Consider the following 26,614-nt stretch of genomic DNA (forward strand, 5'->3'; position numbering starts at 1 on the left):
GCAGTAAACGCGGTCTTAACGCCGGCCGATGCAATCAGGCGTGATGGCGGCCCTCGAATTGTTCCACTTCCCCTTCGACCCCGGCTCGCGCGCGGCCCGGCTGGCGCTGGGCGAAGCGCGGCTGGAGTGGACCGAGACCCTGGTCCGTCCGTGGGAGCCCGACTGCGTCCTGGGCCAGTTCAATCCCTCCGGCATGCCCCCCGTCCTGCGCGTCACCGATACGGGCAAGCCCCTGATCCTGTGCGAGGCCCCGGCCATCCTCGGCTGGCTGGAAGACGCCCAGAAAGCCCCGCTGCTGCTGCCCGCCGACCTGTCGGAGCGCGCCGAGGCCCGGCGCCTGACCGGCTGGTTCGACCGCCGCTTCATGGATGAGGTCAATGCCGTCCTGCTGCACGAGCGGATGGAGAAACCGTTGCTTCGGCTCGGCCCGCCCGAGGCCCGGGCCCTGCGCGAGGGCCGCGACGCGCTGAAGGGCCATCTGGCCATGATGGAAGCTTTGCTGAACGAACGCGACTGGCTGACCGGCCGCCGCATGAGCCAGGCCGACCTCGTCGCCGGCGCCCACATCTCGATCCTGGACTATTTCGGCGAGGTCTCCTGGAAGGCCTGGCCGGGCCTCAAGACCTGGTACATGCGGCTGAAGTCGAGACCGAGCTTCAGGCCCCTGCTGGCGGACCGTTTCCAGGGGCTGGCACCGGTGGCGCACTATGCGGATCTGGATTTTTAGGGCTGTGCAACAGGCGGGGTCGGCAGCAGCGCTGAACGCCTGAAAGACTTCTATTCCAAGTCAGTTATGTTTAATCTCGTCAGGGAAGACGAGCCTGTGACGTCTTTGAAGTAGTAATCCGGCCCGGTCTTGTAAAGGTATCGGCACATACGGGCGTCTTCACCGGAACGTGTGACGCAAATCTGGTCATTAGAGACGTGATAGCTTCCCTTTCTTCGGACGCGATCGCCATTATCGGTGTACCTGCCGTCCCGGTAAAAGCGTTCTGCCGCGCCTGACGTCAATGGGGCACCGCGATCATTGACCATCAACGCTGACCGCCCGGCGAGAGCATGGACGATCTGAAGGCCGTCGAGCCTCACTTCCTGGCCTTGGGCGCAGAGAGCCGAAAGAGCCGCTAGGCAGCCTATCAAACCAGACATTGGTGATCCCTCCGGAGGCGAAGAGGCCACAACACCGTCGTCGCGTCAAGCGTGTAAGCATCGGACCCCTTCAGGTTGACTCCTGCGCCTCGGCCCGCCCGAGGCCCGGGCCCTGCTCGAAGGCCGCGAGGCGCTGAAGGGCCATCTGGCCATGATGGAGGCCCTGCTGAACGAACGCGACTGGCTGACCGGCCGCCGCATGAGCCAGGCCGACCTCGTCGCCGGCGCCCACATCTCGATCCTGGACTATTTCGGCGAGGTCTCCTGGAAGGCCTGGCCGGGCCTCAAGACCTGGTACATGCGGCTGAAATCGAGACCGAGCTTCCGGCCCCTGCTGGCGGACCGGTTCCAGGGGCTGGCGCCGGTGGCGCATTATGCGGATCTGGATTTTTATGGGGTGGGGATAGGCGGGGTCAGCATTGACGCGGAAGCTCGAGTAGCAGGAAATCCGATAGCCAAGCGCTGTCAACGGGGGCAGACGTCGTCTGATAGCGGTGGTGCACTCAACTGATGGCCGTAACACACTTAGCGAAGGTCTCCGCAACCGTGCGATAGAGAAACGTCTTTCCGGTCCGCACGCTAAGCTGGTGAGCGATGGCGCTGAGCTCAGTTGAGCTTGGCATTAAATGGCCAGATTGGCGGGCTAGAGAAAATGCACGCTTGACGAGAAGAGATTTTGCTGTTCCCTTCTCGTTCAAGGGGAATACAAATGTCTGCAATAATAGGCTGCTTAGTTTCTCTTTCGGCTCTATGCGCCTCAAGTCAAGAAGTCAGGCTCGACCGCCTCCAAATCGTCCATGCCCTTTCAGGGCGAGCAGCACTTACGGTCAATGAGCGAGGCGACGCATTGACGTCAGGCGGAGCCGAACGCTTTTACCGTGACGGTAGATACTCCAGTGGCAACGACCGAATCGGACGACGGGGAAGCTATTACGTTCTGCGCGATCAGATCTGCGTCACGTTCCCTGATGACGATGCCCGAATGTGCCGACGCGTCTACAGGCTCGGGTGGGACTACTACTTTAGTTATGTTGCAGAGCCATCTTCACGTAGAAAGATAACCATATCCGATCTAGAATAGGAAATTTCCATGCCTTGGTCACAAGTTCAATCATCCATCGATTTTTGGGGCGTGGGACCTAACGGGGCCTGGGCGACCATACGGGAGGCGCCAGTCTCGTCCTTCTCGAGTTCAGATCAAGCGGACATACTGCTTTACTTAGAAAATTTATATAATGCTTCAGTAAGTTTCCGTCTACTCGTAGACAAATTTGTTTCTACAGGGCAGCGAATTCGTCTCGGAGAAAGTCCCACTGAACCAGGCCGAGCAAATTTTACTCAGCAACCAGTTTATGCAACGTTCAATTTTTCATTCGTAGGCGCGTATTATACATTCAATCAATTTGGCGCACTCGTTCCAGATACGGAAACAATACTTATGTTGCATGAGATTTTGCACGTCGTATTGAGTGCGAATGACACTATCGAACGTCCAACAGAGCAGCAGTTGAACTCAGCCGCTTTCGATTATGCGGGAGGAATATTTCCAACACAGAATCAGATCATGCAGGAGTTGGGTTTTTCTAATCTAGTTCTTCCGTCTTATGATGCTTTGGTCATGGGAAGCGATTTAGCCGCGCTGGGGCTTCAGCACTCAAATGTTAGCTATTCTTTCGGGGCTACAGTTGAAATCGTCAGGAGGGGTAACGGAGCGTCTAATTACATAGATATGAGTCAGCGGACGAATTCAAGCGATCTGCTATTTGGTTTCGGCGGCGACGATTTCATCATAGCGGGTGGTGGCGACGATTTTCTTTACGGTGGGACAGGTGACGATGAGTTGTCCGGAGGGCTCGGTGACGACGTTCTGAATGGAGGTATCGGAGATGACGTGCTTCATGGCGGTGAAACAGGAACGCTTACGCCAGGGGATGGGCGCGATCGTGTGGATTACTCCATAGTCGACTCGGGATTCGTTGCGCCTACCGGAATCACCATTGCGCTCAATGCGGCCAACTCGCCGATTGGCAGTTCAGGCGTTCAAGCCTTTACGGTATCGAACGATGGATATGGCAACCAGGACACATTGATCTCGATCGAGGAAATCACCGCAACTGATACAATCGACACCTTCTCCTTTGAGGGTATCTTTAATGCTGACCTAGACCTTCGCATAGACGGTGTTCTCAACTCTGGAGGTTCGGCTGATGTCGTGGACCTGTCATCGAGTGGAACGGGCTACAATCTGCTTCTGAGTGACCAGGGCAACGGTAGTTTGCAGAGCCGCATGGGCGGTGGGATTTTGAACTTCGACAACCTTCGACCGAACGTGGTCGGAAGCTCCCAGTCTGACGTGCTCGCTGTGAACATTGGCGGCTCGCTAATCGACGGCGGTTCCGGAGCCGACCTGCTCTTCACGACACTGGGCGGCGCGACCAGGTTGGATGGGGGAGATGGAAGCGATCGGCTTATTGTGTCTTACGACACGACCAGTGGTACGTGTGTTGTCTCTGGCGGTGCCGGGAACGATGCGATCGAGATAAGGGCTGAGGGATCTGCTACCGCACTTGGTGTATACGTTGAATTCGGCCTTGGGGGCGGACATGATTACATCATGGATGGGCTGAGAGGCGGAAGTCTAGGTGGTATTAGTGGCATAAATTTTACTGACGTATCCTCCGGACAGTGTCAGATCCTTTTTTCTGACGCTTATGGGAGAGTGGAAAACTATTTTGGCTGGGAGGATCAGGACGGTTACTACATTTGCATAGAGCGCGAGGTATTCCTCGAGCTTCCGGACGGGTCGACGATCAACGTCGGGCGTATAACGACTTTGGAAGATGAGTTTGGTAATACGGCCCTCGAGAACTTTCAGTGGGCTTATGTTCCCTTAGAGATGAACTTCTCCGACGGTACATTTGATGTTAGCGACCTGCTAGGTCCATTACTTAGCGATTTGCAGGGAGGTCCCGTCCCTGCGCGGGACACTTCAGCCTTCAGAACGGCTGAATCGGATTGGCAGGAATCATTTGGGCCCAGCTACGCGGACGCTTTGGGACTTGCAGCAGGTTCGGACACTTCTGCACCCCAAGTCATGCCAGTGCTCGCTGCAAAAACAACTACCGACGAATGGTATGCGGACCTTGAGCCTTCAATTAACGAGTTCCAATTTGACGAATTCCAGGGCTGTTTTCAAGCAATGAATGCTGTGCAACATTGGGAATTACTGCATTGACGGTTAGCGGTTTCAAAATAGCTGGTGAAATCGGAGCAGGTCTCGCTGCCTTCCTTCTTTGACAAGAGGATGTTTCCCGTGTCCGGGAACAGTCAAATAAGTCCGCCACATATCGAAAGCGGGACCTGAAACGTGAACAGAAAGCAGACTGATTTCACCTTAGAAGCGAATGCTTCTCCGGTGAGATACGAATGTCTGCTCCTGACGCTGCACCCGCCCCCCTAATGCGCCTCGTCCCAGTTCGTCGCCGCCCGGGCATCCACCACCAGAGGGACGCTCAGCTTCACCGCCGGTTCGTCGGCGGTTTCCATGACCTGGCGGATGACGGTCATGGCGGCTTCGGCGTCGGCTTCCGGTGTCTCGAACACCAGTTCGTCGTGGACCTGCAGCAGCATCTTCACCTGTGACAGGCCGGCGGCCTCCAACGCGCCGGGCATGCGGATCATGGCGCGGCGGATGATGTCGGCGGCGGCGCCCTGGATCGGGGCGTTGATGGCGGCGCGCTCGCCGAACTGGCGCTCGGCCCCCGACTTGGAATGGATGGCCGGGATGTGGATCTTGCGGCCGAACAGGGTCGAGACATAGCCCGCCGCCCGCACCTCGGCCCGGGTGGCGTCCATATAGGCGCGGATGCCGGGGAAGCGTTCGAAATAGGTCTTGATATAGGCCCCGGCCTCGGACTGGTCGATGTTCAGCTGGTTGGCCAGGCCAAAGGCGCTGATGCCATAGACGATGCCGAAATTGATCGCCTTGGCGCGGCGGCGGGTCTCGGCGGGCATGCCCTCGACCGGCACGCCGAACATCTCGGACGCCGTGGCCGCATGGATGTCGAGCCCGGCCTTGAAGGCGCGCTTCAGCTCGGGGATGTCGCCGATATGGGCCAGCAGCCGCAGCTCGATCTGGCTGTAGTCGGCGCTGATCAGCAGGTTGCCGGGCGAGGGGACGAAGGCCTGGCGGATCTGGCGGCCGATGTCGTTGCGGACGGGGATGTTCTGCAGGTTCGGGTCGCTGGAGGACAGCCGGCCCGTGGTGGTGGCCGCCATCTGGTAACTGGTGTGGATGCGGTGGGTGTCCGGGTCGGCGGCGGCGGACAGGGCGTCGGTATAGGTGCCCTTCAGCTTGGCCAGCTGGCGCCATTCCAGCAGGGTGGCGGGCAGGGGGTGGTCGACCGCCGGGTTGCGACCCAGCTCGTCCAGGATGGCGGCGTCGGTGGCCCACTGGCCCGAGGCGGTCTTCTTGCCGCCGGGCAGGTTCAGCTCGCCGAACAGGATCTCGCCCAGCTGTTTGGGGCTGCCCAGGTTGAAGGGGCGACCGGCCTGTTCGTGGGCCGTCTGCTCCAGCTCGACCATGCGCAGGCCGAACTCGTGGCTCAGGCGGCGCAGGCGTTCCGGGTCGATGCGGATGCCGGCGGTCTCCATCTCGGCCAGGACCGAGGGCAGGGGGCGTTCCAGGGTTTCGTAGACCGTCAGCAGCCCCTCCGCCGCCAGCCGGGGCCTGAGGATCCGGTACAGCCGCAGGGTCACGTCCGCGTCCTCGGCCGCATAGCGGGTGGCCGGGTCCAGCTCGACATGTTTGAAGGATTTCTGGGCCTTGCCGGTGCCCGCCACCGTCTTGAACGGGATGGGCTCGTGGCCGAGGTGCAGTCGGGCCAGCTCGTCCATGCCGTGGCTGTGCAGCCCGCCCTCCAGCACATAGCTGATCAGCATGGTGTCCTCGACCGGGTGCACCCGGATGCCGCGCCGGGCCATGACGGCGAGGTCGTATTTGGCGTTCTGGAGAACCTTGAGGACGCCGGGATCTTCCAGCAGCGGCTTGAGCTTCGCCAGCGCCGTCGCCTTGTCGATCTGGGCCAGGGGCTCGCGCGTGTCCGGCGCATCGCCGAAGTCCAGCCCGCCCGCGCCCGCCATCGGCGTGTGCTCGTGGGTCAGGGGGATGTAGCAGGCCTCATTGGGCCCGATGGCCAGCGAGACCCCGCACAGCCCGGCATGGGTGGCCGACAGGGCGTCGGTCTCGGTATCGAACCCGATGACCCCTGCCGCCGTGGCCTTCGCGATCCAGGCATCGAGGTCCGCCTCGGTCTGGACGCAGACATAGGCGGCATGGTCGAACCCCTGCGCCTCGACCGGCTCGGCCGGGGCGGCGGTCGCGCCATAGCGGGGCGTGACCACGGGCGCGCTCATATAGACCGGACGCGGGGCCAGGGCCGGGCCGTCGTGGTCGGGATGTTTGCCATCCCCGACACGGCGCGCCAGAGACCGGAACTCCATCTGCTCAAGGAACGCCGACAGGGTCGCCGGATCGGGATCGCGCACGGCGAAATCGGCGATGGCCTCGGGGGCCGGGGCATCGCAGGTCAGGCGCACCAGCTCGCGGCTGAGGCGGATCTGGTCGGCGAAATTGATCAGGGTCTCGCGCCGCTTGGGCTGTTTGATCTCGCCGGCGCGGGCCAGCAGGGTGTCGAGGTCGCCGTATTCGTCCAGCAGTTGTGCCGCCGTCTTGGGGCCGATGCCGGGGGCGCCGGGGACATTGTCGACGCTGTCGCCGATCAGGGCCTGCAGATCGACCATCTTGTCCGGGGTGACCCCGAACTTCTCCATCACCGCGTCCTCGCCCAGACGCCGGTCCTTCATCGGGTCGTACATGATGACCCCGCGCCCGATCAGCTGCATCAGGTCCTTGTCCGAGGACACGATCACCGCCTCGCCGCCCATGTCCCGCGCCTTGCAGGCATAGGTGGCGATCAGGTCGTCGGCCTCATAGCCGGGCAGTTCGACACAATGGACGCCGAACGCCGCCGTCGCCTCGCGCACCAGCGGAAACTGGGGGACCAGGTCCTCGGGCGGGGCCGAGCGGTTGGCCTTGTACTGGTCGTAGAGAGTGTTGCGGAACGTCTTTTCCGAATGGTCGAAGATGGCCGCCAGATGGGTCGGCCCGTCGGCGCCCTTCATGTCCTTCAGCAGCTTCCACAGCATATTGCAGTAGCCCTGCACCGCCCCGACCGGCAGGCCATCGGACTTGCGCGTCAGCGGCGGCAGGGCGTGATAGGCCCGGAAGATATAGGCCGAGGCATCGATCAGATACAGCCGCAGGGGCGCTGCGTCGGAGCCTGTGGCGGGCGGGGCATGGGGCGTGTCGGACATGGCCGCGACCATAGGGGCGTCCGCCGGCTTCGTCACCGGATCATGCGCAGCCGCGATGCGATCGCGTCACCAGGACAGGCTCACCCCGATCCGTGCCGTGCGGGGTGGGCCATAGCCGGTGATGGCATCCCCGGTCTGGGACACGGCCACGTCCGCGTCGAACAGGTTGTCGACAGCGGCATACAGGCGTGTGCCCTCGCGCAGGGCGAACTCGGCGCGACCGTCGACGGTCAGGGCGTCGTCGAGGATCCGGCTGTTCAGGTCGTCGTCGAACCGGCGGCTCTCGTAGCGCGCGCGGGCCGACAGGCTGACGCGGTCTGTGGCCTGCCAGTCCGCTCCGGCCGTCGCACTCCAGACCGGGGCCTGGGCGGGGCGCAGGCCGGTCAGCTGCGGCGCCGCCGTGCCGCCATCCAGCTCGGCATCGGTGACCGAAGCGGCGGCGACAAAGGTCAGGCGGTTGGCGATCCGGTATTCGCCGTTCAGCTCCAGCCCGGTCGCCTCGATCGTGCCCGCATTCTGGCGCTGGCGCAGGACACCGCCCGCCGGGACGAACCCTGCGCGCGGGAAGGTGCCGGGGCCCTGTCCGATCGTGACATTGACGATGGCGTCCTTGATCCGGTTCCAGAATACCGTGGCCGAGACCGAGGCTGCGCCGCCGGTCCAGGACAGGCCGGTCTCGACCCCCTGCAGGGTCTCGGGCTCCAGCGCGGCATTGGCCTCGGTCAGGTCATTTCCGACGCGGAACGGCCGGTGCAGTTCATTCAGCGTGGCCGGCCGGAACCCCGAATAGGCGGCGGCCCTTGCGGCCACCCCAGCCCCCAGATCGCGACGCACGGCAAGACGGGCCGACACGACCTCGCCCGACCGGTCGGGATCGGCGACGTCCAGCGTCGGCAGGCCGTTGGCCCGGTCCAGCTCCAGACGGCGACCGTTGGTCGTCTCCCAGTGATCAATCCGGACCCCGCCCGCCACCAGCCAGAGGTCGGACGTCCACGATCCTTCGGCATAGCCACCGACGACAGCCGTCTCGCCGCCCGCGATCCGGTCGCGGGTGAAGGCACCGTTCATGAAGCGGAATCGCTCGCGCGTCTCGCCGGTGTTGAACCGGGCATCGGCCCCGACCTCCCACTCCAGCCGACCTGCAGCCAGATCGACGGCGGTCTGGCGCAGGGCCAGATTGCTGCCCCACCCCTCGGCCGGCGTTTCGAACTGGTCATTGGCCGGGGTGGTCGCGCTGCGGTCGGCGGCAACCGCGACCGACGAGTTCGCAAAGTCGCTCTCGCTGCGCCAGATCTGGGCGCGCCAGCCGAGACGGTCGCGGGCGGGCGTCCGGGCCAGGGTGGCGCTGTAAAGCTGTCCGCTGGCCGAGGCGCGGGCCCCGACCAGACCGGCACCCCGATCCTCGTCATAGGCCGAGGCGCGCAGGGACAGGGCGGTCGCATCGTCCAGCCGGACGTCGCCGCGCAGGGATCCGCTGTGGGTCTGCAGGTCCAGCAGGGTGTCGGCCGCCCCGCCCGCGCCGTTACGGACCGCGCGGTAGCCGTCGCTGGTCTCGGCCATGAGTGAAGCCGTCAGGGCGAACCGGCCGCTTTCCAGCGCGGTCGAGGCCGCCAGCCGCTCGCCGCCATCCTCGGCCACGGACACGTCCAGAGCCCCGCCCCGGTCACGCTCGCGCAGGGCGATGACGCCCGTCAGGGCTCCGGCCCCATAGGGCCCGGCCCCGGAGCCGCGCACAATATCCACCCCGCTCAGGCTCTCGGGCGCGACCCGCGACCACAGCACCCAGCCGCCGAACGGGTCGTTCAGAGGCACGCCGTCGAGGGTAACCAGCGTCCGCCCCGCCCCCGAGGGCGCGATGGCGCGCAGGCTGATGCCCTGGGTCGTCGGATTGGAGGCCAGGCTCGATGTGCGCCGGAACAGTGACACGGCCGGCACGGTGGCCAGGGCCTCGTCGAGGCGGTTCGTCCGGTCCAGCACCTGGGGGTCCAGCCGGATGACGGAGAAGGCGGCTTCCCCGGCGGCGGGGGGCAGCCGGGCGGCCGTGACGACGACTTCGCCAAGGTCTGCAGGGGCCTGAACGACGGGCGGTGGAGGCGGCGGAGTCTGGAACATCGGGCCTAAGCGCCCAGGCGAGTCAAAAGCTCCGCCGCAAACTCGGAAAGGGTGTCATCGCGTGCGCCCATCACGACGATCCGGTCGCTCGGCCGGGCGATTGCGACGATCCGATCGCCACAGGCCGCGCGGTCCGGCAGGGCCTCGGCCTGTCGGCCTGCGGCACGGATGCCGGAGGCGATATCCTCGGACCCGACGCTGCGATCGGTGGTTCCGCCATAATAGACGGGCTCGGGCATCAGCAGGTGGTCGTCCTCGCGCATCAGTCCGGCGAAGCCCGCGATGAACTCGGACTTCATCAGCTTCAGCGGGCCAAAGCCGTGCGGCTGGAACAGGATCAGCAGCCGACCCGGAAAGGCATGCAGGGTCTTCAGCGTCGCTGCGATCTTGTCGGGGTTATGGGCAAAGTCGTCGATGACCGTGATGCCGCCCGCCGAGCCGACCACCTCCATCCGGCGGCGGATGCCGGAAAAGGTCTCGAGCGCGGCGACCGCCTCGGCCATGGGCACGCTCAGCGCCCGCACGGCCCCAAGGGCGGCCAGGGCATTGGCGACATTGTGGGCCCCGGGCACGTTCAGCACGACGGCAAAGGTCTCGCCGCTGGCCCGCTCGGTCAGGGTGAAGGTCATGCCCGTCGGCAGGGGGGCAAGATCATGGGCCGACAGGTCGGCATCGGCATGGCCCAGCGCAAAGGTGATCACGGCCTCGGCGCGACCGGCCTCGACCATCGCCTGGGCCAGGGCCGCCGTTTCAGGGTTGTCGAGGTTGAGGACGGCATGGCGGGCCCGGTCCGTGAAGCCGCCGAACAGGTCGCGCAGCTCCTCCATCGACTTGTGATCCAGCGAGATGTTCGACACCACGGCCACGGTCGGGTCGTAGCGGGCGATGGAGCCATCGCTCTCGTCCACCTCGGCCACGAACAGGTCGGGACCGCCGATCAGGGCACTGGCGAAGGGATGGTCCGCATCGGCGAAATTCCGCATCACGGCACCGTTCATGACGGTCGGTGCGCGGCCTGCAGACTGCAGGATCCAGGCGATCATGCCGGTGATGGTCGACTTGCCGCTGGTGCCGGCCACACCGATAGAGACCGGGGCATCATTGAACAGGCGGCTGAGCAGTTCGGGCCGGGTGACAATGGTCGCGCCGACGCGCCGGGCCGCACCGATGTCAGGGACAGTGTCCTCGATCGCGCCGGTGGCGACGACGGTCTGGTCCGGGCTGACGATCCCTGAGCCGTCCTGCGGGTGCAGGGCCACGTCATGCGCCCTCAGCCAGTCGAATTTGGCCGGGGTCCGGCCCTGGTCCAGCGCGCGGTCGGACCCGGCGATCCGCCCGCCCCGGGCCTGGACGATCATCGCCAGCGGCAGCATCCCCGATCCGCCGATGCCACAGAAGAAATAGTCTTTCGTCTCGTTCATCCCGCGTGACTAGAGGGATGCGATTCGAAGGGAAAGGGTGGTTGGTGCGATGCCGCCTTCCGGCCTATGAAAGGCGCACACCGGATCGGGGGAAGACGCTTTGAAGATCGGAATCGTCAATGCCTCGTCGCGCCTGAACCCCGAGCGGGGCGAGGCGATCGAGGCCTGGTTCGCGACCCACGTCCCGGACCAATCGATCTCGGTGGTGTTCCACCCGGCCAGTTTCTCGAAGCACGGCCATTTCGGCGGCGACGATGCGACCCGGGCAGCGGCCTTCGTCGAGTTCGCCAATGATCCCCGGCTGGATGCCATCTGGTTCGCGCGCGGTGGCTATGGCTCCTGCCGGATCGCCGAGGCGGTCATTCCGCGCCTGAACGACGTGGCCCGGGCCAAGCGGTATCTCGGCTATTCGGACGCCGGCAGCCTGCTGGCCGGGATGTACAAGGCGGGCTTCCAGCACCTGGCGCACGGGCCCATGGCCTCGGATGCAGTTCGCAACGACGCGACGGCCTGGCGGGCGCTGAACTGGCTGACCAAGGGCGCGGCGTCGTCATGGGAGCCCTCGCTGCACGAGGACCCTCGCCCGGCGGTGGCCTTCAACCTGACCATTCTGGACCAGCTGGTCGGTACGGTGCTTGAGCCGGATCTGGGTGGTCACGTCCTGATGCTGGAAGAAGTGTCCGAGGCGCTCTACCGGGTCGACCGGATGATGTTCCACCTGACCGGCCAGGCCTCGATCCGGCGTGTGGCGGGCATCCGGCTCGGCCGGGTTTCCGACATCACCTACAATGAGCCGGACTTCGGTCTGACACCCGAAGAGATCGTTCGCTACTGGTGCGACCGGTCGGGCATCCCCTGGCTGGGGACCGCCGACATCGGCCACGACCGGGAGAACAAGATCGTCCCCTTCGGACTGCGCTGATCCGGCTCAGGCCGCCTCGGCCCGGGCCGTCACCACGCAATCAAGGGCCTGGACCAGATCGGCGATCAGGTCATCCTGATGTTCCAGGCCGACCGACAGGCGCAGCAGGCCGTCGGTGATCCCGGCGACCTTGCGGGCCTCCGGCGTCATGGCGGCGTGGGTCATGGTGGCCGGGTGGGCGATCAGGCTTTCGACCCCGCCCAGCGACTCGGCCAGGGTGAAGACCTCCAGGTTCTCGATGATGGCGCGGACGGCCTCGACGCCGCCGGCCAGCTCGAACGACAGCATGGCCCCGGGGCCCTGCTGCTGGCGAGCCGCCAGCGCATGGCCGGGATGGGACTTCAGGCCGGGATAGTGGACTGCCTTGACCGCCGGGTGGGCTTCGAGCAGTTCGGCCACATGGGCGGCGGTGGTCTGTTGCCGCTCGATCCGGGCAAACAGGGTGCGCACACCACGCAGCGTCAGATAGGCGTCGAAGGGCGAACCGGTGACGCCCAGACAGTTGGCCCACCAGGCCAGCTCGGCATGGTCGGCCGGATCGGCCGCGATCACGGCGCCCCCGACCACGTCCGAATGACCGTTGATGTATTTGGTCGTCGAGTGGACGACGATGTCGGCCCCGAGCGCGATCGGCCGCTGCAGGGCGGGCGACAGGAAGGTGTTGTCGGCCACGACCTTTGCGCCCACCCGGTGCGCGCGGGCACAGATGTCGGCCACGTCGACGACGCGCAGCAGCGGGTTCGACGGGGTCTCGACCAGGACCATCTTCGGATTCAGGGCCAGGGCCCGGTCCAGAGCGACAGGATCGCCCTGGTCGACCCACAGCACCTCGAAATGGCCCTTGCGGGCGCGGGCGCAGAGCAGCCGGTGGGTCCCGCCGTAACAGTCATGCGGCGCGATCAGCAGGTCGCCGGGATCGAGCAGGCTGAGCGGCAGGTCGACGGCGGCCATGCCGGTCGCAGTGACGACGCAGCCTGCGCCGCCTTCCAGCTCGGCCAGGGTCTCGGCCAGCACGTCCCGCGTCGGATTGCCCGAGCGGCTGTAGTCGTATTTCCGCTTCTGCTCGAAGCCGGCGAACGAATAGTTCGACGACAGATAGAGCGGCGGCATGACCGAGCCGTGCGCCGTGTCCGTATCCACGCCGTGACGGGCGGCGATCGTTCTGGGGTCGGACTTGCGGCTCATTGGTCGATCTCCTTCAGGGCGTTGCGCAGGATGTCGCCGACGAGGGCGTCTTCCTTCAGAAAGGCGTCGTGGCCGTACAGGGACGGGGCCTCGACCAGACGCCACAGGTTCGGCAGGCGGGCGGCCAGCTCGCGGATATCGTCGATGGGAACCAGCCGGTCCGAGTCGAACCCGACCAGGGTGACCGGTGTGCTGATGGCCTCGGGCGACACGGCATGCCGGTCGATCGAGTCCGACAGCGACAGCCAGCGGGCGGGCGTGGTGTGGGTGCGGTAGGCCTTGCCCCGGGCCGTCAGATATTCGCAGACCGGATAGGCCTGACCGGCGCTGGCGGGGGCGGTGCTGGCGAAGCGATCGCCGAATTCCTCGGCCGTGCGATAGGTGGTCATGGCCAGTTCGCGGGCGAGGGCGACGCCATCTTCGGGGCGACCCGCCGCCTGGGCCAGCTGCAGGATGCGGCGCTGGATGCCGCGCCAGGCCGTGGCCTGCGGGTGGGCACGGTGCGCGGCCGAGACGACGACCAGCTGTTCGGCCCGGCGCGGGAACAGCTCCCCGAACGCCAGGGCGATCATGCCGCCATAGGAACAGCCGACGAAGGCCGACACGGTCTCGAAGCCCAGATGGTCTAGCAGCAGTCCCAGCAGCCTTGCCTGGTCATGGGTGGTGATCGTGACCGAGGAACCCTGCCCGGCATCGGGGGCATAGTCGAAGGCGAGGACCTGGAAGCGGGAGAGGTCGATAGGGCCCCGGATCGAGACCGCGCCGGACCACCAGCCCAGGCCGTTGGTCTCGGTCCGGTGCACGAAACGCCCGGCCGAGATCCCGCCGGCCACGACGATCAGCGGCGTGCCCTCGCGGCCGTGCAGACGGCCGGTCAGGGTGCGCTGGCCGAGGCGCTCCCCGGACTGGAGGCGGAAGTCGGCGGGAATGTCGATCGTGATGTCGACGGCGTCGCCCGACCGCTCGCGGCGTGGCTGCGCATAGGCACGGCTCGCCGGGATGGGGCGGAGGCGGGAATCGTCAGAGGTTTTTGAAGCCAGGGCCAGGGTCATCGGGTCGTCGCATCGTCCTGCTCAGCAAGACCCCGGTGCGATGACAGATCGTGGAACGTCGCCTCGTCGACGCTCCACTCATCTCTCGCGAGACCTGTCATTTCCGAAGAAATGGGGCGGTCTCTCGCAGGAGTTGGCACCGTTCGGTTGGGACCGATGGTTGCCCCGACGTCAAAGGGCCTATCCCTCGGTCGGTCTTGATGAGTTTCACTACGTTGCAACTGCGAGAACCGCCGGTCAAGTGCAAAAATTCACCCGTGTTCAGATAAAACCCGCGCCAAATGAACATTCCATTACGCCTCATGTGCACGGCGCGCAAAAAATGTGCATGACGGGGGTTGACGAATGGAAGCTCTGCCGACACCTTCAGGTTCGATTTTCACAGGAATGACGCTCGTGTCCCGTTTCGGCAGCATCGCCGGTTCGACCTTCTCCGCAGCCGGCTCGGCGCGGACCAGCACCCGTGTCACCCCCCTCACCACGCTCACGACCATCGGCGGTATGACCATCACCGGCCCCTTGCGGGCGGGGACAGGTTAGCGCGCGCCGGACAGGCCAAAACGCAAACCCAGACCCGCCCGGACCCCTCCGGAGCGGGTTTTTTCTTGCCCGAAATCCAGCCCCTTCATCTTCCAGTCCTGAAACGAACCCCATGCCCTACTCAGCTGCCCACCTTGCCGTCGTCCCGTCCGAACCGCTGAAACCTGGCTCTGCAGCCAGCCCGGCTCCGGATGTCGTGGTGCTCAAATTCGGATCGTCGATCCTGAAGTCCGCGGCCGATGCGCCGGTGGTCGCGTCGGAGATCTATGGCCATGTCCGCGCGGGCCGGAAGGTCGTCGCCGTCGTCTCGGCCTTTGCCGGGCACACGGACCGCCTTCTGGCCGAGGCCCGGTCGCTGGGGCTGGATCACGAGAACGATCTGCTGCCCGGCTATGTCGCGCTGGGTGAGGAAAAGGCGGCGGCCTTCTCGGCCATCGCCTGCGACCGGATCGGTCTGGGCGCCGTGGCCCTGTCGGTGCGGGAACTGGGGATCGTGGCGGACGGACCGCTGCAACATGCCCATCCCTGCGACCTGCGCGGCGACGGCCTGCGACAGGCGCTGGAGCAGCATCAGGTCGTCGTCGTCCCGGGGTTCGGGGCGGTGCGGCCCGATGGCCGGGTGGCCCTGCTCGGGCGAGGCGGTTCGGACCTGACGGCCGTCTTCATCGCGGCCGAGCTGGGCCTGAAGCGGGTGCGGCTGGTGAAGGATGTCGATGGTCTCTACGACCGCGATCCGGCCTCGGCCTCGGGCAAGCCGCTGCGCTATCGCCGGGCCTCCTGGGACGATGCCCGTCGCCACGGCGGGGCGCTGGTCCAGCACGGTGCCATCGACATGGCGCACCAGCGGGGTGTCGAGATCGAGGTCGCGGCGCTTGGCCGGGCCGACTGTACGGTGGTTGGGGATCATTCCGCCCCTCCGGGACCCTCGGTTCCCGATGCTCCGGTGCGGGTCGCCATCGCCGGCTGCGGTGTGGTCGGGGGTGGCCTTCTGGCCCGTCTGCTGGTCGATCCCCGGTTCCAGGTCGTCGGCGTCCTGGTGCGGGATCCGCGCAAGGCCCGCGACGTCGATGCCCCGGTCAATCTGTTCACCAGCGACCGCGAGGCCCTGCTGAACCAGAAGCCCGACCTTCTGCTCGAGGCCCTGTCCGAGGGTGGTGCCGGGCACGACCTGATCCGCTGTGCGCTCGAGCGCGGCATCGACGTGGCCAGCGCCAACAAACAGGCAATCAGCCGCGACCCGGCCGGACTGGCCGCCCTGGCCCAGGCCAGCGGTGCGCGTCTGGCCTATTCGGCGGCGGTCGGCGGGGGTGCCCCGATGATCGAGACCCTGCGCGCCGCCCGGGCGGCCGGGCCCGTGGCGGGCTTCGAGGCCGTCCTGAACGGCACGGTGAATTTCATGCTGGGCCGTCTGGAGGCCGGAGCCGATTTTGCCGATGCCCTGGCTGACGCCCGCGTCGCCGGCTTCGCCGAGGAAGACCCGTCTTCCGACCTGGAAGGTCGCGATTCCGCCGCCAAGGTCCGCCTGCTGGCGTTCGAAGCGTTCGGCGAAACGCCCGCCGAGGCCGATGTGCCGTGCGATGTGCTGTCGGATGCCTTTGTGGTGTCCGGGCCGGTCCGCCAGATCGGTGCCTGTCACCGGGTGGACGGGGCGCTGAAGTCGTCTGTCAGGCTTGACGGCGCGCTTTCCGACCCGCTCTTTGCCCGCCTCAGAGGGGAGCGCAACGCCTTGAAGGTCTACGGTGAGGATGGTCGGGTCTGGTCGTGCAAGGGTCGCGGCGCGGGTCGCTGGCCGACGACCGAAAGCGTTCTGTCCGATGTCGCCGACATTGTCCGGGCGCGACACGCCGTGCTCGGCCACCACTGAATGGCGGTCTTCACCCCGGTCTCTGACGATCAGGCACGCGCCTGGCTGCAGGGCCATTCGGTCGGCGAATTCGTGTCGCTGCACCCGATCGCCGAGGGGGTGGAGAACACCAACTACCGGCTGGAGACCGCGACGGGCCGGTATGTCCTGACCCTGTTCGAGGGACGGACGGATGCGGCGTCGCTGCCCTTCTGTCTGGGTCTGACCGACCATCTGGCCGACCGGGGCTTTCCGGCTCCGCGTCCGGTGCGGGACCGGTCGGGCCAGTGGCTGGGCCGGCTGAACGACCGGGCCTGCGCCGTGATCGAATGGCGGGCCGGGGCCTGGCTGCGGAGCCCGACCTTGGCGGATCAGGCGACGGCAGGCGCGGTGCTGGCGCGCCTGCACCGGGACGCCGCCGGGTTTTCAGTGCCGCGCGCCAATCCGGTCGGACCGGTCGCCTGGCGGGCCCTGGCCGACCGTTGCGCCACTGCGGCAACGGGTGCGGACCGCGCCATTCTCGACACGGTCGAGGCGGCGCTGGCCCGCCTGGGCGATCCGTTCGCCTCGGACCTGCCAAGGGGACCGATCCATGCGGACTATTTCCCCGACAATGTCCTGTTCGAGGGTGGCGAGGTGTCCGGCGTCATCGACTTCTATTTCGGCTGCGTCGACGCCCTCGTTTATGATCTGGCCATCGCCCTGAGCGCCTGGGGATTCGATGGCGAGGGGCGGGAAATCCCCGGAGCGGTCGAGGCGTTCCGGCGCGGCTATGAGTCCATTCGGCCCCTGTCACCGGCCGAGGCGCAGGCCCTGCCAAGGCTCGGCGAGGCGGCGGCGCTGCGGTTCACCCTGACCCGGCTGCACGACCGGATCTTCCACGACCCGACCAAGCTGGTGACGCCCAAGGACCCGGCCGCCTTCGTGAGGCGGCTGGACTACTGGCGGCTGGCGGAGGCCGTCTGACTGCCGAAGCCCCGGACGGCATCGAGGGCGGCCTCCAGCGTTCCGGCAATGACCGTCATCCGCTCCGGCCGGTCGCCCAGATCGCGGATCACGCGGCAGGGCTCGGGCGCGAAGCCCAGCACATCCCCGACGTCGCGGCCGAACTTGGCCGGATGGGCGGTGGCCAGCACCACAGTCGGGCCGTCGATCGCGGGCAGGGCCCGGGCGGCGGCCAGAGCCACAGCGGTGTGCGGACAGACGACCTGACCCCAGGCTGAGTGGGCATGGGCGATCTCGGTGCGGGTCGTGGCCTCGTCGATCGAGACCGCGGACACCTCGGCCCGGATAGCGGCCAGCAGGTCGGTGGGGAGGGTCACTGATCCCGTGGCCGCGAAGGTCTCGAACAGGTCGCGCGTCGCTGCCGGGTTGCGACCCGAGGCCTCGAACACCAGCCGCTCGAAATTGGAGGGGGCCTGCACGTCCATGCTGACCGAGGCCGTCTCGACGGCGGCCTTGCGGGCATAGATGCCGTCATTGATGGCGCGGGCCAGGGCGTCGTTGCTGTTCACGGCAGCGACGAAACCAGCGACCGGCAGGCCCATGCGGCGGGCCGCGACCCCGGCAAAGGCATCGCCGAAATTGCCGGTCGGCACAACGAAGCGGGGCGGGCGGGTCTCGCCCTGTGCGGCCATCTGGGCGACGGCCGAGACATAGTAGGGGATCTGTCCGGCCAGCCGGGCCCAGTTGATCGAGTTGACCGAGCTGAACCGGCCCCGCTCGCGCAGGGTCTCGTCGGCCAGAAGGCCCTTCACCAGCCGCTGGCAGTCGTCGAAATCGCCCTCGATGGCCAGGTTCAGCACATTGTCGGCGTCGATCGTCGTCATCTGCCGCCGCTGGATCGGCGAGACCCGGTCCAGCGGGTGCAGGACGATCAGGTCGATCCGGGCCTTGTTGGCAAAGGCGTTGACGGCGGCGGCACCGGTGTCGCCGCTCGTCGCCGTGACCAGGGTCAGCCGCTCGCCCGAGGCCGCCAGCGCCTCGTCCGCCAGGGACGCGGCCAGTTGCATGGCCAGATCCTTGAAGGCCGCAGTCGGGCCGTGGAACAGTTCCAGCATCCACAGGTCGTCTTCGAGCCGGACCATCGGTGTGGTCTCGGCGGTCTCGAACCCGGCGACCAGCTTCGCCAGCGCCCGGTCCAGCGCGCCGTCGGGCAGGGCCGTGCCGAGATAGGGCACCATCGCGGCGCGGGCGATCGCGGCATAGGTCTGGCCGGAGGCAGCGGCGTCTGCAGGCAGAACCGGCCATGCAGCGGGCATATAGAGGCCGCCGTCCGGGGCGATGCCACGCAGCAGGGCCTCGACGAAATCGACTTCGGGGGCCCGGCCGCGGGTGCTGACATAACGATCTGGGGACATCACGATGTTTCGTAAAGCGCGGTGACCGGCGCGTCATCCGTCTTTTCGCAATCGCGAAACGAAAGCTGCGACGCCTGTGACGCTGGCGTCGCAGGTCCGGAGCCGCCATCTAGGTCCGGATGAGACGTCGCGACTTCCTGATCCGGCTCGGCCTTGTCGCGGCAGGGGTCAGTGGCGCCTGGTGGCTGCGCGACAATGTGCTGTGGGCCCGGCCCGATGTGGCCTTCGGTCCCGACGGATCGAGCGGCTGGCTGCCCTATGACGAGCCGCGGGCCAGTGTGCCGACCGTCCAGATCACGGTGGCGGGTCAGCCCGTGCGTGCCCTGATCGATTCCGGGGCCCAGTATTCGGTGATCGACCGGGGTCTGTTCGAGACCCTGGGAATATCCAACACCTTCGACCTGCCGCTGGTGGCCTATGGCGTCGGGGGTCAGCCGCAGCTCGGCAAGGGCACGACTCTGGATATTCAGGTCGGAGAGATGCGACTGACCGGCCTGCGCACGGCGATCCTCGCGTTGGGTCCGCTGGCGATGCGCGAAGGTCTGTCGGCGCCTCTGATCCTGGGTCAGGACATGCTGCGCAGCGTGGTCATCGAGATCGAGACGGGCGAGCGGCGCGTGCGGATGGTGGCGCCAGACCGTCACGTCCTGCCCGACGATGTCGGCCCGGTCGCCGTGCGGCGTTCGGGCAATGCCCTGGTCACCGATGTGACGGTCGAGGGCTCGGTGATCGAGGCCGTGGTCGATACTGGAGCCTCGGCCCTGCTGGCGCTGAGCGGCGAGGCAGCAGGCGGGGCCGGTCTTCTGGACGGGCGGGCCCAGCGGCGGGGCTCCAGCATCGTGCTGGGCGGCGCGATCGCGTCTCGCCTGGTTGAGGCGCGGACCGTGACCTTTGGCGACGTCCTGTTCGAGGCGGTCGAACTGCCGATCTATGCTGACGTCGTGCTGCCGGGCTTTCCGGACGCGCTGCTGGGCATGGAGGCGTTCGAGGGCCAGACGCTGGTGATGAACACCTCGGCCGGCACCCTGCATGTCACGCGGACGACGGACCTGACGGTGGGGCCGCAAGGCGATCAGGGCCGGACCTGACCGGTGCCGCGCACGACGTATTTGTAGCTGGTCAACTGCTCTGCCCCGACCGGTCCCCGGGCATGCAGCCGGGCTGTGGAAATGCCGATCTCGCCGCCGAAGCCGAATTCGCCGCCGTCCGCGAACTGGGTCGAGGCGTTCCAGATGACGATGGCGCTGTCCACGGCGTTCAGGAAGGCGGCGGCGGTATCGGCGTCTTCGGTCACGATCGCGTCGGTATGGCCCGAGCCATGGGTGCGGATGTGATCGACCGCCTGTTCAATCCCGTCCACGACCCGGACGCTCAGGATCGGGGCCAGATATTCGGTGGTCCAGTCGGCGGCGTCGGCGACCTCGATCCCGGGCAGGATGGCGCGCGCCGCATCATCGCCGCGCAGGACACAGCCGGTCGCCGTCAGGGCCCCGGCGATGACGGGCAGCAGGGTCGGGGCTACGGCGGCGTCGATGAGCAGGGTCTCGGTCGCACCACAGACCGAGACGCGCCGCATCTTGGCATTGACGACGATATCCCGGGCCATGTCCGGGTCGGCGGCGGCATGGACATAGGTGTGGTTCAGCCCCTCCAGATGGCCCAGGACCGGGACCCGCGCCTCGGACTGGACCCGCTCGACCAGACTGCGGCCGCCGCGCGGGATCAGCAGGTCGATGGTGCCGTCCAGCCCCGTCAGGATCGCCCCGACCGCCGCCCGGTCCGGGGTCGGGACCAGCTGCACGATATCGGCCGGCAGGCCGACGGACGTCAGCCCCTCGGCCACGGCCGCATGGATGGCCAGGGCGCTGTCCAGACAGTCCGAACCGCAGCGCAGGATGGCGACATTGCCCGACCGGATGCACAGGGCGGCTGCATCGGCCGTCACATTGGGGCGGCTTTCGTAGATGATGGCCAGCACGCCCAGCGGGGTGCGGACCCGGGCGATGTCGAGGCCGTTGGGTCGCGTCCAGCGCGCGGTCTCCACGCCCAGTGGATCGGGAAAGGCCGCGACCTCATCTACGGCCCCGGCGATGGCGGTGATGCGGTCGGGGGTCAGGGCCAGCCGGTCCTGCAGGGCTGCGCTCAGACCGTTGGCCCGGGCCCGCTCCAGATCGCGCTCATTGGCCGCGAGGATCGTCCCGGCCCGGTCCCGCAGGGCCGAGGCGATCGCTGTCAGGGCAGCGGACCGGACCCCGGCCCCGGCCAGACGTAGGGGCTCGGTCGCGGCCCGGGCGCGGCGGCCCATGTCCAGCATCATCGCGGCAACGGTATCGGTCATGTCGGGTCCAGCACCAGATCGTCGCGATGGATGGCGACGCAGGGTCCCTTGTAGCCGACCAGACCCTCGATCTCCCCGGAATGTCGACCCTGGATACGGGCCATTTCATCGGCCGCATAGGCCGCGAGCCCGACGCCAAGAGGGGCACCGCCCTCGGTGCGAACGCGGACGCAGTCGCCCCGGTCGAACCGGCCTTCGACCGAACGGACCCCCGAGGCCAGCAAGCTGCGGCCTGTCGCCAGCGCACTGGCGGCACCGTCGTCGATCAGGATGGCCCCCGCGGGCTCCAGACTGCCGGCGATCCATTGCTTGTAGGCCGCCAGCGGCGTGGCCGGGGCGGTGATCAGACTGGCCCGGGCCCCGGCCTGGACGGCGGCCAGGGGTTGGGCGACCGCTCCCGAGACGATCAGGGTCGCGCAGCCGGCGGACCGGGCGATGCGGGCAGCCTCCAGCTTGGTGGCCATGCCGCCGGTGCCGACGTCGGCCTCGGCATTGGATCCCCCCGCCATGGCCAGGATGTCGGGACCCAGGGTCTCGACCAGCGGCAGATGCCGGGCCTGGGGATCGGACCGGGGATCGGCCGTATACAGACCATCCACGTCCGACAGCAGGATCAGCAGGTCGGACCGGGTCAACTGGGCCGTGCGGGCTGCCAGTCGGTCGTTGTCGCCGTAGCGGATCTCCTCGGTGGCGACGGTGTCGTTCTCGTTGACGACCGGGACGACGCCCAGCTTCAGCAGGGCCTCCATCGTGGCGCGGGCGTTCAGCCAGCGACGACGGCGCTCGGTGTCGTCGCGCGTCAACAACACCTGGGCCGGGGTCAGGCCGTGCGGCGTAAAAGCGGCCTCCCAGGCCTGCATCAGCAGCGACTGGCCGACGGCGGCGGCGGCCTGTTTCTCGTCCAGCCGCGCGTTGCGGGCCAGCCCCAGTCGCCCACGGCCCAGCGCGACCGCCCCGGACGACACGACGATGACCTGCCGCCCCTCGCGCTGCAGCCGGGCCAGGTCGCCGGCGAGCGCGGCCAGCCAGTCGGTCGCCGGTCCGCGCGACGCCGCATCCACGACCAGCGAGGAGCCGATCTTGACGACGATCCGCCGGGCAGCGGTCAGGGCGGTGGCAGCAGTCTGGGGCACGCAGGAACCATGGCGCGCCGGGTGCGGTGCAACAAGGGCCTTTGCCCCCGCATTGCCGCTCATCCCGGCGAAAGCCGGGACCGCCACCCTCCCTCCCGCTCATCCCGGCGAAAGCCGGGACCCAGTGTTGTTGCGGGGCCGGTCTGCGGGATCGGGGGTTGGGCCTCAACGCATACAGCGTTCAGCCCAAAGGACTGGGTCCCGGCTTTCGCCGGGATGAGCGGGTGAATCAAAGAGCCGAGAAGGTATCGCAGCTGGCGGGGTCGCCGGTCTGGTAGCCGCGCTGGAGCCACTCCATGCGCTGGGCCGAGGTGCCGTGGGTGAAGCCCTCGGGCACGACCCGCCCGCCGCCGCGCCGCTGCAGCGTGTCGTCGCCGATGGCCGAGGCAGTGCGGAGGCCTTCTTCCAGATCGCCGGGCTCCAGCGCAACCTGGCCGTTGGAGGCGGCAGACGCATTCTTGGCCCAGACGCCGGCATAGCAGTCGGCCTGCAGTTCCAGCGCGACGGAGTAGCGGTTGGCCTCGGCCTCGCCCGACGCCCGTTGCTGGGCCTCGCGGACCTGCTGCGAGGCCCCGGTCAGGGTCTGGATGTGGTGCCCGACCTCATGGGCGATGACATAGGCGCGGGCAAAGTCGGCGCCCGAGGCCCCGAGATCGGTCTCCATCTGCTGCCAGAAGGAAAGGTCCAGATAGACCGTCTGGTCAGCGGGGCAGTAGAACGGTCCCATCGCCGACTGGCCATAGCCGCAGCCGGTCTGGGTGCCCTGTTCATAGACGACCATATTGGGGGACTTGTAGCCCTCGAGCCGGGTCTGCCAGACGTCGTCGGTGCTGGCGCGGATCACGGCCACGAACTGGCCGGCCTGATCCTCGGGCGTGCCGACCTGACCGGTTTCCCGCGAGCCTGCGCCGCCGAACTGGCTGGCGACCTGCTGGGTCGTGGTCGGGTCGATGCCGAAGACGAAATAGCCGATCAGGGCCAGGACGGTGACGCCGATGCCACCCCCGGCAATCGCGCCGCCCCCCATGCCGCGCCGGTCCTCGATATTGCCGCGTCGTCCACCCTGCCAGCGCATGATCCATCCTCCCGAAGTCATCCAAGCTAGGCCGGAACGCGGGTAAAGGGGAAGGGATGCCTGATCGTCGGCGATCAGTTTCGGGGTCGGTCGAGCCAGTCGTCGATCGCGGTCACGCCGCGGACAATCGTCTCGCGCCGGGCGGTCGCGGCCTGTCGGGCGGCCCGGGCCTGTTCGAGCGTCAGGGCCGTCGCGGCCGGGTCACTGCCGATCGGAGCAGACTGACGTCGGGACTGGAGCTCAAGCTGCGTCAGGCGCGCGTTCAGCGCCTGTTGCCGGGCCTCGATGGCGCGCTGGTCGGATTGCAGGCGCAGGCGCTCGGTCTCGAACCGGTGCTGGTCTCCGACGGGATTGGCATTCCGGAAGTTGACCACCTGGGCGGTTGCCGGAGACGCCAGGATCAGACCGAACGCGATGAGGACGAGACTGCGCATGCGATGGACATGGGCACGCCGCCGGCCTGGTCAAGCGTGGCCTTAGCGGAGGCGTCCTCCTTCCCCCTTCCCCTGGAGGGGGAAGGGCCGGGGATGGGGTGGAGGCACTCTGGCGCCGTTTGGTCGCGTTCACCCGGTGCCCAAGGACCGGGTGGTAAAGCCCCCCTCTGACAGGTTGCCTCCACCCCATCCCAACCCTTCCCCCTCCAGGGGAAGGGCTATCGCCGGCTCACCTGTCGTGGTGAAGCCGGGCTCCTGATCAGAGCGCCGAATACAGGGCCTGCATCAGCCGTACGGCGCGGGGATCGCCGACGAGGTGGGGCGACTGGCGGGTCATGACATAGGCCGCCGACACCCGGTTCTCGGCATCGGCCATGGCACAGGACCCGCCCCAGCCGCAGTGACCGACCGCGTCAGCATTGGTGCCGAAGATGTTCAGCGTCTCGTTGCGCATGTATCCGGCGGCCCAGCTGATATCGAAGGGCACGACCTTGTCGACGCCCCGGATCCGCTCGCGCAGGACCTGCGACACGACATCGGGCGACAGGATGGCCTTGCCGTCCAGCACGCCGTCGTTGGCCAGCACCCCCAGGATCCGGGCGATGGCGACGCCTGTGCCATGCAGATTGGCCGAGGGGATCTCCGCCATCCGCCAGTCGGTCGAGCCCCGCCCGCCGGGGGCCGAACCGCGGTCGAGGAAGGCGGCCTTCTTCACCGCATCGATGGTCCCCAGGTCGGGGGCAGCGGAGGGTTTGCGCAGCTGGGCCACGCGGGCGTGCTCCGCCTCGGGCAGTCCGATCCACAGGTCGAGGTCGAACGGGATGGCAAAGTCCTGACGCAGGGCCGTGCCCATCGACCGGCCATCGACGATGCGGAACAGCTCGCCCGCCAGATAGCCGATGGTGATGGGGTGATAGCCTGACGCCGTGCCCGGCGGCCACATCGGGGCCTGGGCGCACAGCTGGTCCAGCACGGCGGTCCGGTCGAACCAGATGGTCGGATCGACGGTCTCCGAAAAGCCGGGCAGGCCCGACTGGTGCGACATCAGCTGGCCGACGGTCAGCCGGTCCTTGCCGGCCTGGCCGAAGGCGGGCCAGTGCGAGGCGACCGTGTCCTCATAGGCCAGCAGCCCGCGCTCGACGCAGGTGGCGATCATCAGGGCCATGATCGCCTTGCCGGTCGAGAAGACGGGCACCAGGGTATCAGGACCGAAGGGCACCGTGCGGGCTCCGTCCGACCAGCCGCCCCAGAGATCGATCACGGTCTCGCCCGCGATACAGACGCTGAACCGGGCGGCCTGTTCGTTCAGACCCTCGGGGGCGTCGGTGAAATTGGCGGCGAAGGCGTCCTTCACGGCGGCGAAACGGTCGGGGCAGACGCCCGAGATGTCGGTCATGCGGGGTCCTTTTCAGGTCGGGCCAGCCAGTCGAGGGCGCCGCGCGCGGCCGCCACGCCGGAGGCAAAGGCGGCCTGCAGCAGATAGCCACCGGTCGGGGCCTCCCAGTCGATCATCTCGCCGGCGACGAAGACGCCGGGACGGGCGGTCAGCATCAGGTTGTCGTCCAGGCCCTCGAACTTCACGCCCCCGGCCGAGGAGATGGCGCGCTCCAGCCCCTGCATGCCCGTCAGGGTCAGACGGACGGCCTTGATCCTTTTGGCCAGTTTCTCGGGGCCGGTGGGGATGTCGCCGGGGATCTCGCGCATCAGGGCAATGGCGACGGGCGACAGGCCGCCCGCCTTGCGCAGCCAGTTGGTCAGGCTGTCCTTGCCGCGCGGGCGCGACAGGCGCTCGGCCAGCACGGCCTCTGTCAGATCGGGCCGCAGGTCGATGACGAGGGTGGCCGAGCCGTCCCGGGTGATGGCCTCGCGCAGCGCCGGCGACAGGGCATAGATGGCTCCGCCCTCGATGCCGTAGCGGGTCAGCATCGCCTCGCCCTTGATTGTAAGTGGGCCTACCGCGCCTTGCGCTGCTTGAGGCCCGGAGGGACTTGGGCCGACCGAGAAAGCGGCCGCCTTCAGAGGCTCGCCGGCGAAGCGATCGCGCAGGATGTCGGACCATTCGACATTGAACCCGGCATTGGACGGCTGGAACGGCGCGACGGCGGTGCCGTCCGCCTCGAGAGCGGGTGCCCAGGCTCCGTCGGAGCCGAGCCGGGGCCAGCTGGCCCCGCCCATGGCCAGTATGGTGGCGTCAGCGATGACGGGCTCGCCGTTCTCGAAGGTCAGGGCCGGGCCGTCGAACCCGGTCCAGCGCGAGCGGCTCACGATCGTGACCCCCATATCGTCCAGCCGCCGCAGCCAGGCCCGCAGCAGGGGCGAGGCCTTCAGGCTTTTCGGAAAGATCCGGCCGCTGGAGCCGGTGAAGGTCGGCTGGCCCAGACCCTCGACCCATTCGACCACGGCGGCGGGGGGGTATTGGTCGAGCCAGGGCGTGACGTCCGCAGTCCTGTCGCCATAGCGGGCGGCAAAGGGGGCGCGGTCCTCGGAATGGGTCAGGTTCAGTCCGCCCCGACCAGCCAACAGGAATTTGCGGCCGACCGAGGCCATCCGGTCGTGCACGACGACCCGCACCCCGGCGCTGGCCAGGACCTCGGCGGCCATCAGCCCGGCAGGACCGCCGCCGATGATGGCGACGAGGGGGGCAGTCGGGGATGCGGACGCGGTCATGGCGGGGA

Annotated in this window: 19 protein-coding genes, 1 pseudogene and 1 riboswitch; of the genes and pseudogenes, 8 read left to right on the plus strand and 12 right to left on the minus strand. The window is 67.3% G+C overall.

Annotation, left to right across the window (positions count from 1 at the left end):
• Positions 1-28: 28 nt before the first annotated feature.
• The 3 genes and pseudogenes from fzlA to GGR13_RS11650 all read left to right on the plus strand — a co-directional run bounded on the left by fzlA (position 29) and on the right by GGR13_RS11650 (position 4,384).
• Positions 29-727: an FtsZ-binding protein FzlA gene (fzlA, locus tag GGR13_RS11640; protein WP_246347827.1), complete on the plus strand. Its 699-nt coding sequence runs from the start codon at positions 29-31 to the stop codon at positions 725-727.
• A gap of 501 nt (positions 728-1,228) precedes the next feature.
• Positions 1,229-1,540 (plus strand): annotated as a pseudogene (locus tag GGR13_RS11645) (glutathione S-transferase family protein); the annotation flags it as partial.
• Between the two features lie 699 nt (positions 1,541-2,239).
• The gene (locus GGR13_RS11650; RefSeq protein WP_183213724.1) at positions 2,240-4,384 is read left to right on the plus strand and encodes a calcium-binding protein; all 2,145 of its coding nucleotides are present in this window, start codon (positions 2,240-2,242) and stop codon (positions 4,382-4,384) included.
• 221 nt (positions 4,385-4,605) lie between these two features.
• Here GGR13_RS11650 and polA read toward each other — a convergent pair whose 3' ends face one another.
• From polA to GGR13_RS11665, 3 genes are read right to left on the minus strand one after another with little or no spacing between them, the layout of a single operon-like run.
• Positions 4,606-7,536 (minus strand): DNA polymerase I, encoded by a 2,931-nt coding sequence (gene polA, locus GGR13_RS11655; RefSeq protein WP_183213725.1) that lies wholly within the window; start codon positions 7,534-7,536, stop codon positions 4,606-4,608.
• 54 nt (positions 7,537-7,590) lie between these two features.
• The gene (locus tag GGR13_RS11660; RefSeq protein ID WP_183213726.1) at positions 7,591-9,636 is read right to left on the minus strand and encodes a TonB-dependent receptor; all 2,046 of its coding nucleotides are present in this window, start codon (positions 9,634-9,636) and stop codon (positions 7,591-7,593) included.
• Positions 9,637-9,641: 5 nt separating this feature from the next.
• A complete protein-coding gene (locus GGR13_RS11665) occupies positions 9,642-11,057 on the minus strand; it encodes a UDP-N-acetylmuramate--L-alanine ligase (protein WP_183213727.1) in 1,416 nt (471 codons plus the stop codon).
• 100 nt (positions 11,058-11,157) lie between these two features.
• Between GGR13_RS11665 and GGR13_RS11670 the strand changes: the two genes are divergently transcribed.
• A complete protein-coding gene (locus GGR13_RS11670; RefSeq protein WP_183213728.1) occupies positions 11,158-11,979 on the plus strand; it encodes an LD-carboxypeptidase in 822 nt (273 codons plus the stop codon).
• 6 nt (positions 11,980-11,985) lie between these two features.
• Here GGR13_RS11670 and metB read toward each other — a convergent pair whose 3' ends face one another.
• Positions 11,986-13,164 carry a cystathionine gamma-synthase gene (gene metB, locus GGR13_RS11675; protein WP_183213729.1) on the minus strand — a complete coding sequence of 393 codons (1,179 nt, stop codon included), beginning with the start codon at positions 13,162-13,164 and terminating at the stop codon, positions 11,986-11,988.
• Positions 13,161-14,216, minus strand: a complete 1,056-nt coding sequence (gene metX / locus GGR13_RS11680) for a homoserine O-succinyltransferase MetX (RefSeq protein ID WP_183213730.1) — start codon at positions 14,214-14,216, stop codon at positions 13,161-13,163. The genes metB and metX overlap by 4 nt, the downstream gene beginning before the upstream one ends.
• Positions 14,217-14,291: 75 nt before the next feature.
• Positions 14,292-14,423, minus strand: a riboswitch (SAM riboswitch).
• Between the two features lie 180 nt (positions 14,424-14,603).
• On the opposite strand from metX, the gene GGR13_RS11685 reads away from it, so the two are divergent.
• The 3 genes from GGR13_RS11685 (at position 14,604) to thrB (ending at position 17,565) form a co-directional block, all read left to right on the plus strand.
• On the plus strand, positions 14,604-14,756 hold the full coding sequence (locus GGR13_RS11685) for a hypothetical protein (RefSeq protein ID WP_183213731.1): 153 nt from the start codon (positions 14,604-14,606) through the stop codon (positions 14,754-14,756).
• A gap of 112 nt (positions 14,757-14,868) precedes the next feature.
• Entirely contained in the window at positions 14,869-16,620 is a 1,752-nt protein-coding gene (locus GGR13_RS11690; RefSeq protein ID WP_183213732.1) for an amino acid kinase family protein, read from the plus strand.
• Positions 16,621-17,565 (plus strand): homoserine kinase, encoded by a 945-nt coding sequence (thrB, locus tag GGR13_RS11695; RefSeq protein WP_183213733.1) that lies wholly within the window; start codon positions 16,621-16,623, stop codon positions 17,563-17,565.
• Here the strand turns inward: thrB and thrC are convergent.
• Positions 17,538-18,959 carry a threonine synthase gene (thrC, locus tag GGR13_RS11700; protein WP_183213734.1) on the minus strand — a complete coding sequence of 474 codons (1,422 nt, stop codon included), beginning with the start codon at positions 18,957-18,959 and terminating at the stop codon, positions 17,538-17,540. The genes thrB and thrC overlap by 28 nt on opposite strands.
• Positions 18,960-19,078: 119 nt before the next feature.
• Between thrC and GGR13_RS11705 the strand changes: the two genes are divergently transcribed.
• Positions 19,079-20,047 carry an aspartyl protease family protein gene (locus GGR13_RS11705; protein ID WP_183213735.1) on the plus strand — a complete coding sequence of 323 codons (969 nt, stop codon included), beginning with the start codon at positions 19,079-19,081 and terminating at the stop codon, positions 20,045-20,047.
• Here GGR13_RS11705 and GGR13_RS11710 read toward each other — a convergent pair.
• The 6 genes from GGR13_RS11710 to GGR13_RS11735 all read right to left on the minus strand — a co-directional run bounded on the left by GGR13_RS11710 (position 20,032) and on the right by GGR13_RS11735 (position 26,606).
• Positions 20,032-21,297: a glutamate-5-semialdehyde dehydrogenase gene (locus GGR13_RS11710; protein ID WP_183213736.1), complete on the minus strand. Its 1,266-nt coding sequence runs from the start codon at positions 21,295-21,297 to the stop codon at positions 20,032-20,034. The genes GGR13_RS11705 and GGR13_RS11710 overlap by 16 nt on opposite strands.
• Positions 21,294-22,517, minus strand: coding sequence for a glutamate 5-kinase (gene proB, locus GGR13_RS11715; RefSeq protein ID WP_343060375.1), 1,224 nt, complete (start codon positions 22,515-22,517; stop codon positions 21,294-21,296). Before proB ends, GGR13_RS11710 begins: the two co-directional genes overlap by 4 nt.
• Before the next feature lie 142 nt (positions 22,518-22,659).
• Positions 22,660-23,505 (minus strand): KPN_02809 family neutral zinc metallopeptidase, encoded by an 846-nt coding sequence (gene ypfJ, locus GGR13_RS11720; RefSeq protein ID WP_183213737.1) that lies wholly within the window; start codon positions 23,503-23,505, stop codon positions 22,660-22,662.
• A 74-nt stretch (positions 23,506-23,579) separates the two neighbouring features.
• Positions 23,580-23,939 carry a hypothetical protein gene (locus GGR13_RS11725; protein WP_183213738.1) on the minus strand — a complete coding sequence of 120 codons (360 nt, stop codon included), beginning with the start codon at positions 23,937-23,939 and terminating at the stop codon, positions 23,580-23,582.
• Between the two features lie 259 nt (positions 23,940-24,198).
• Positions 24,199-25,335: a serine hydrolase domain-containing protein gene (locus GGR13_RS11730; protein ID WP_183213739.1), complete on the minus strand. Its 1,137-nt coding sequence runs from the start codon at positions 25,333-25,335 to the stop codon at positions 24,199-24,201.
• On the minus strand, positions 25,332-26,606 hold the full coding sequence (locus tag GGR13_RS11735) for a TIGR03862 family flavoprotein (RefSeq protein ID WP_183213740.1): 1,275 nt from the start codon (positions 26,604-26,606) through the stop codon (positions 25,332-25,334). Before GGR13_RS11735 ends, GGR13_RS11730 begins: the two co-directional genes overlap by 4 nt.
• Positions 26,607-26,614: the final 8 nt, after the last annotated feature.

The sequence above is a fragment of the Brevundimonas variabilis genome, assembly GCF_014199945.1.
Taxonomy (GTDB): Bacteria; Pseudomonadota; Alphaproteobacteria; order Caulobacterales; family Caulobacteraceae; genus Brevundimonas; species Brevundimonas variabilis.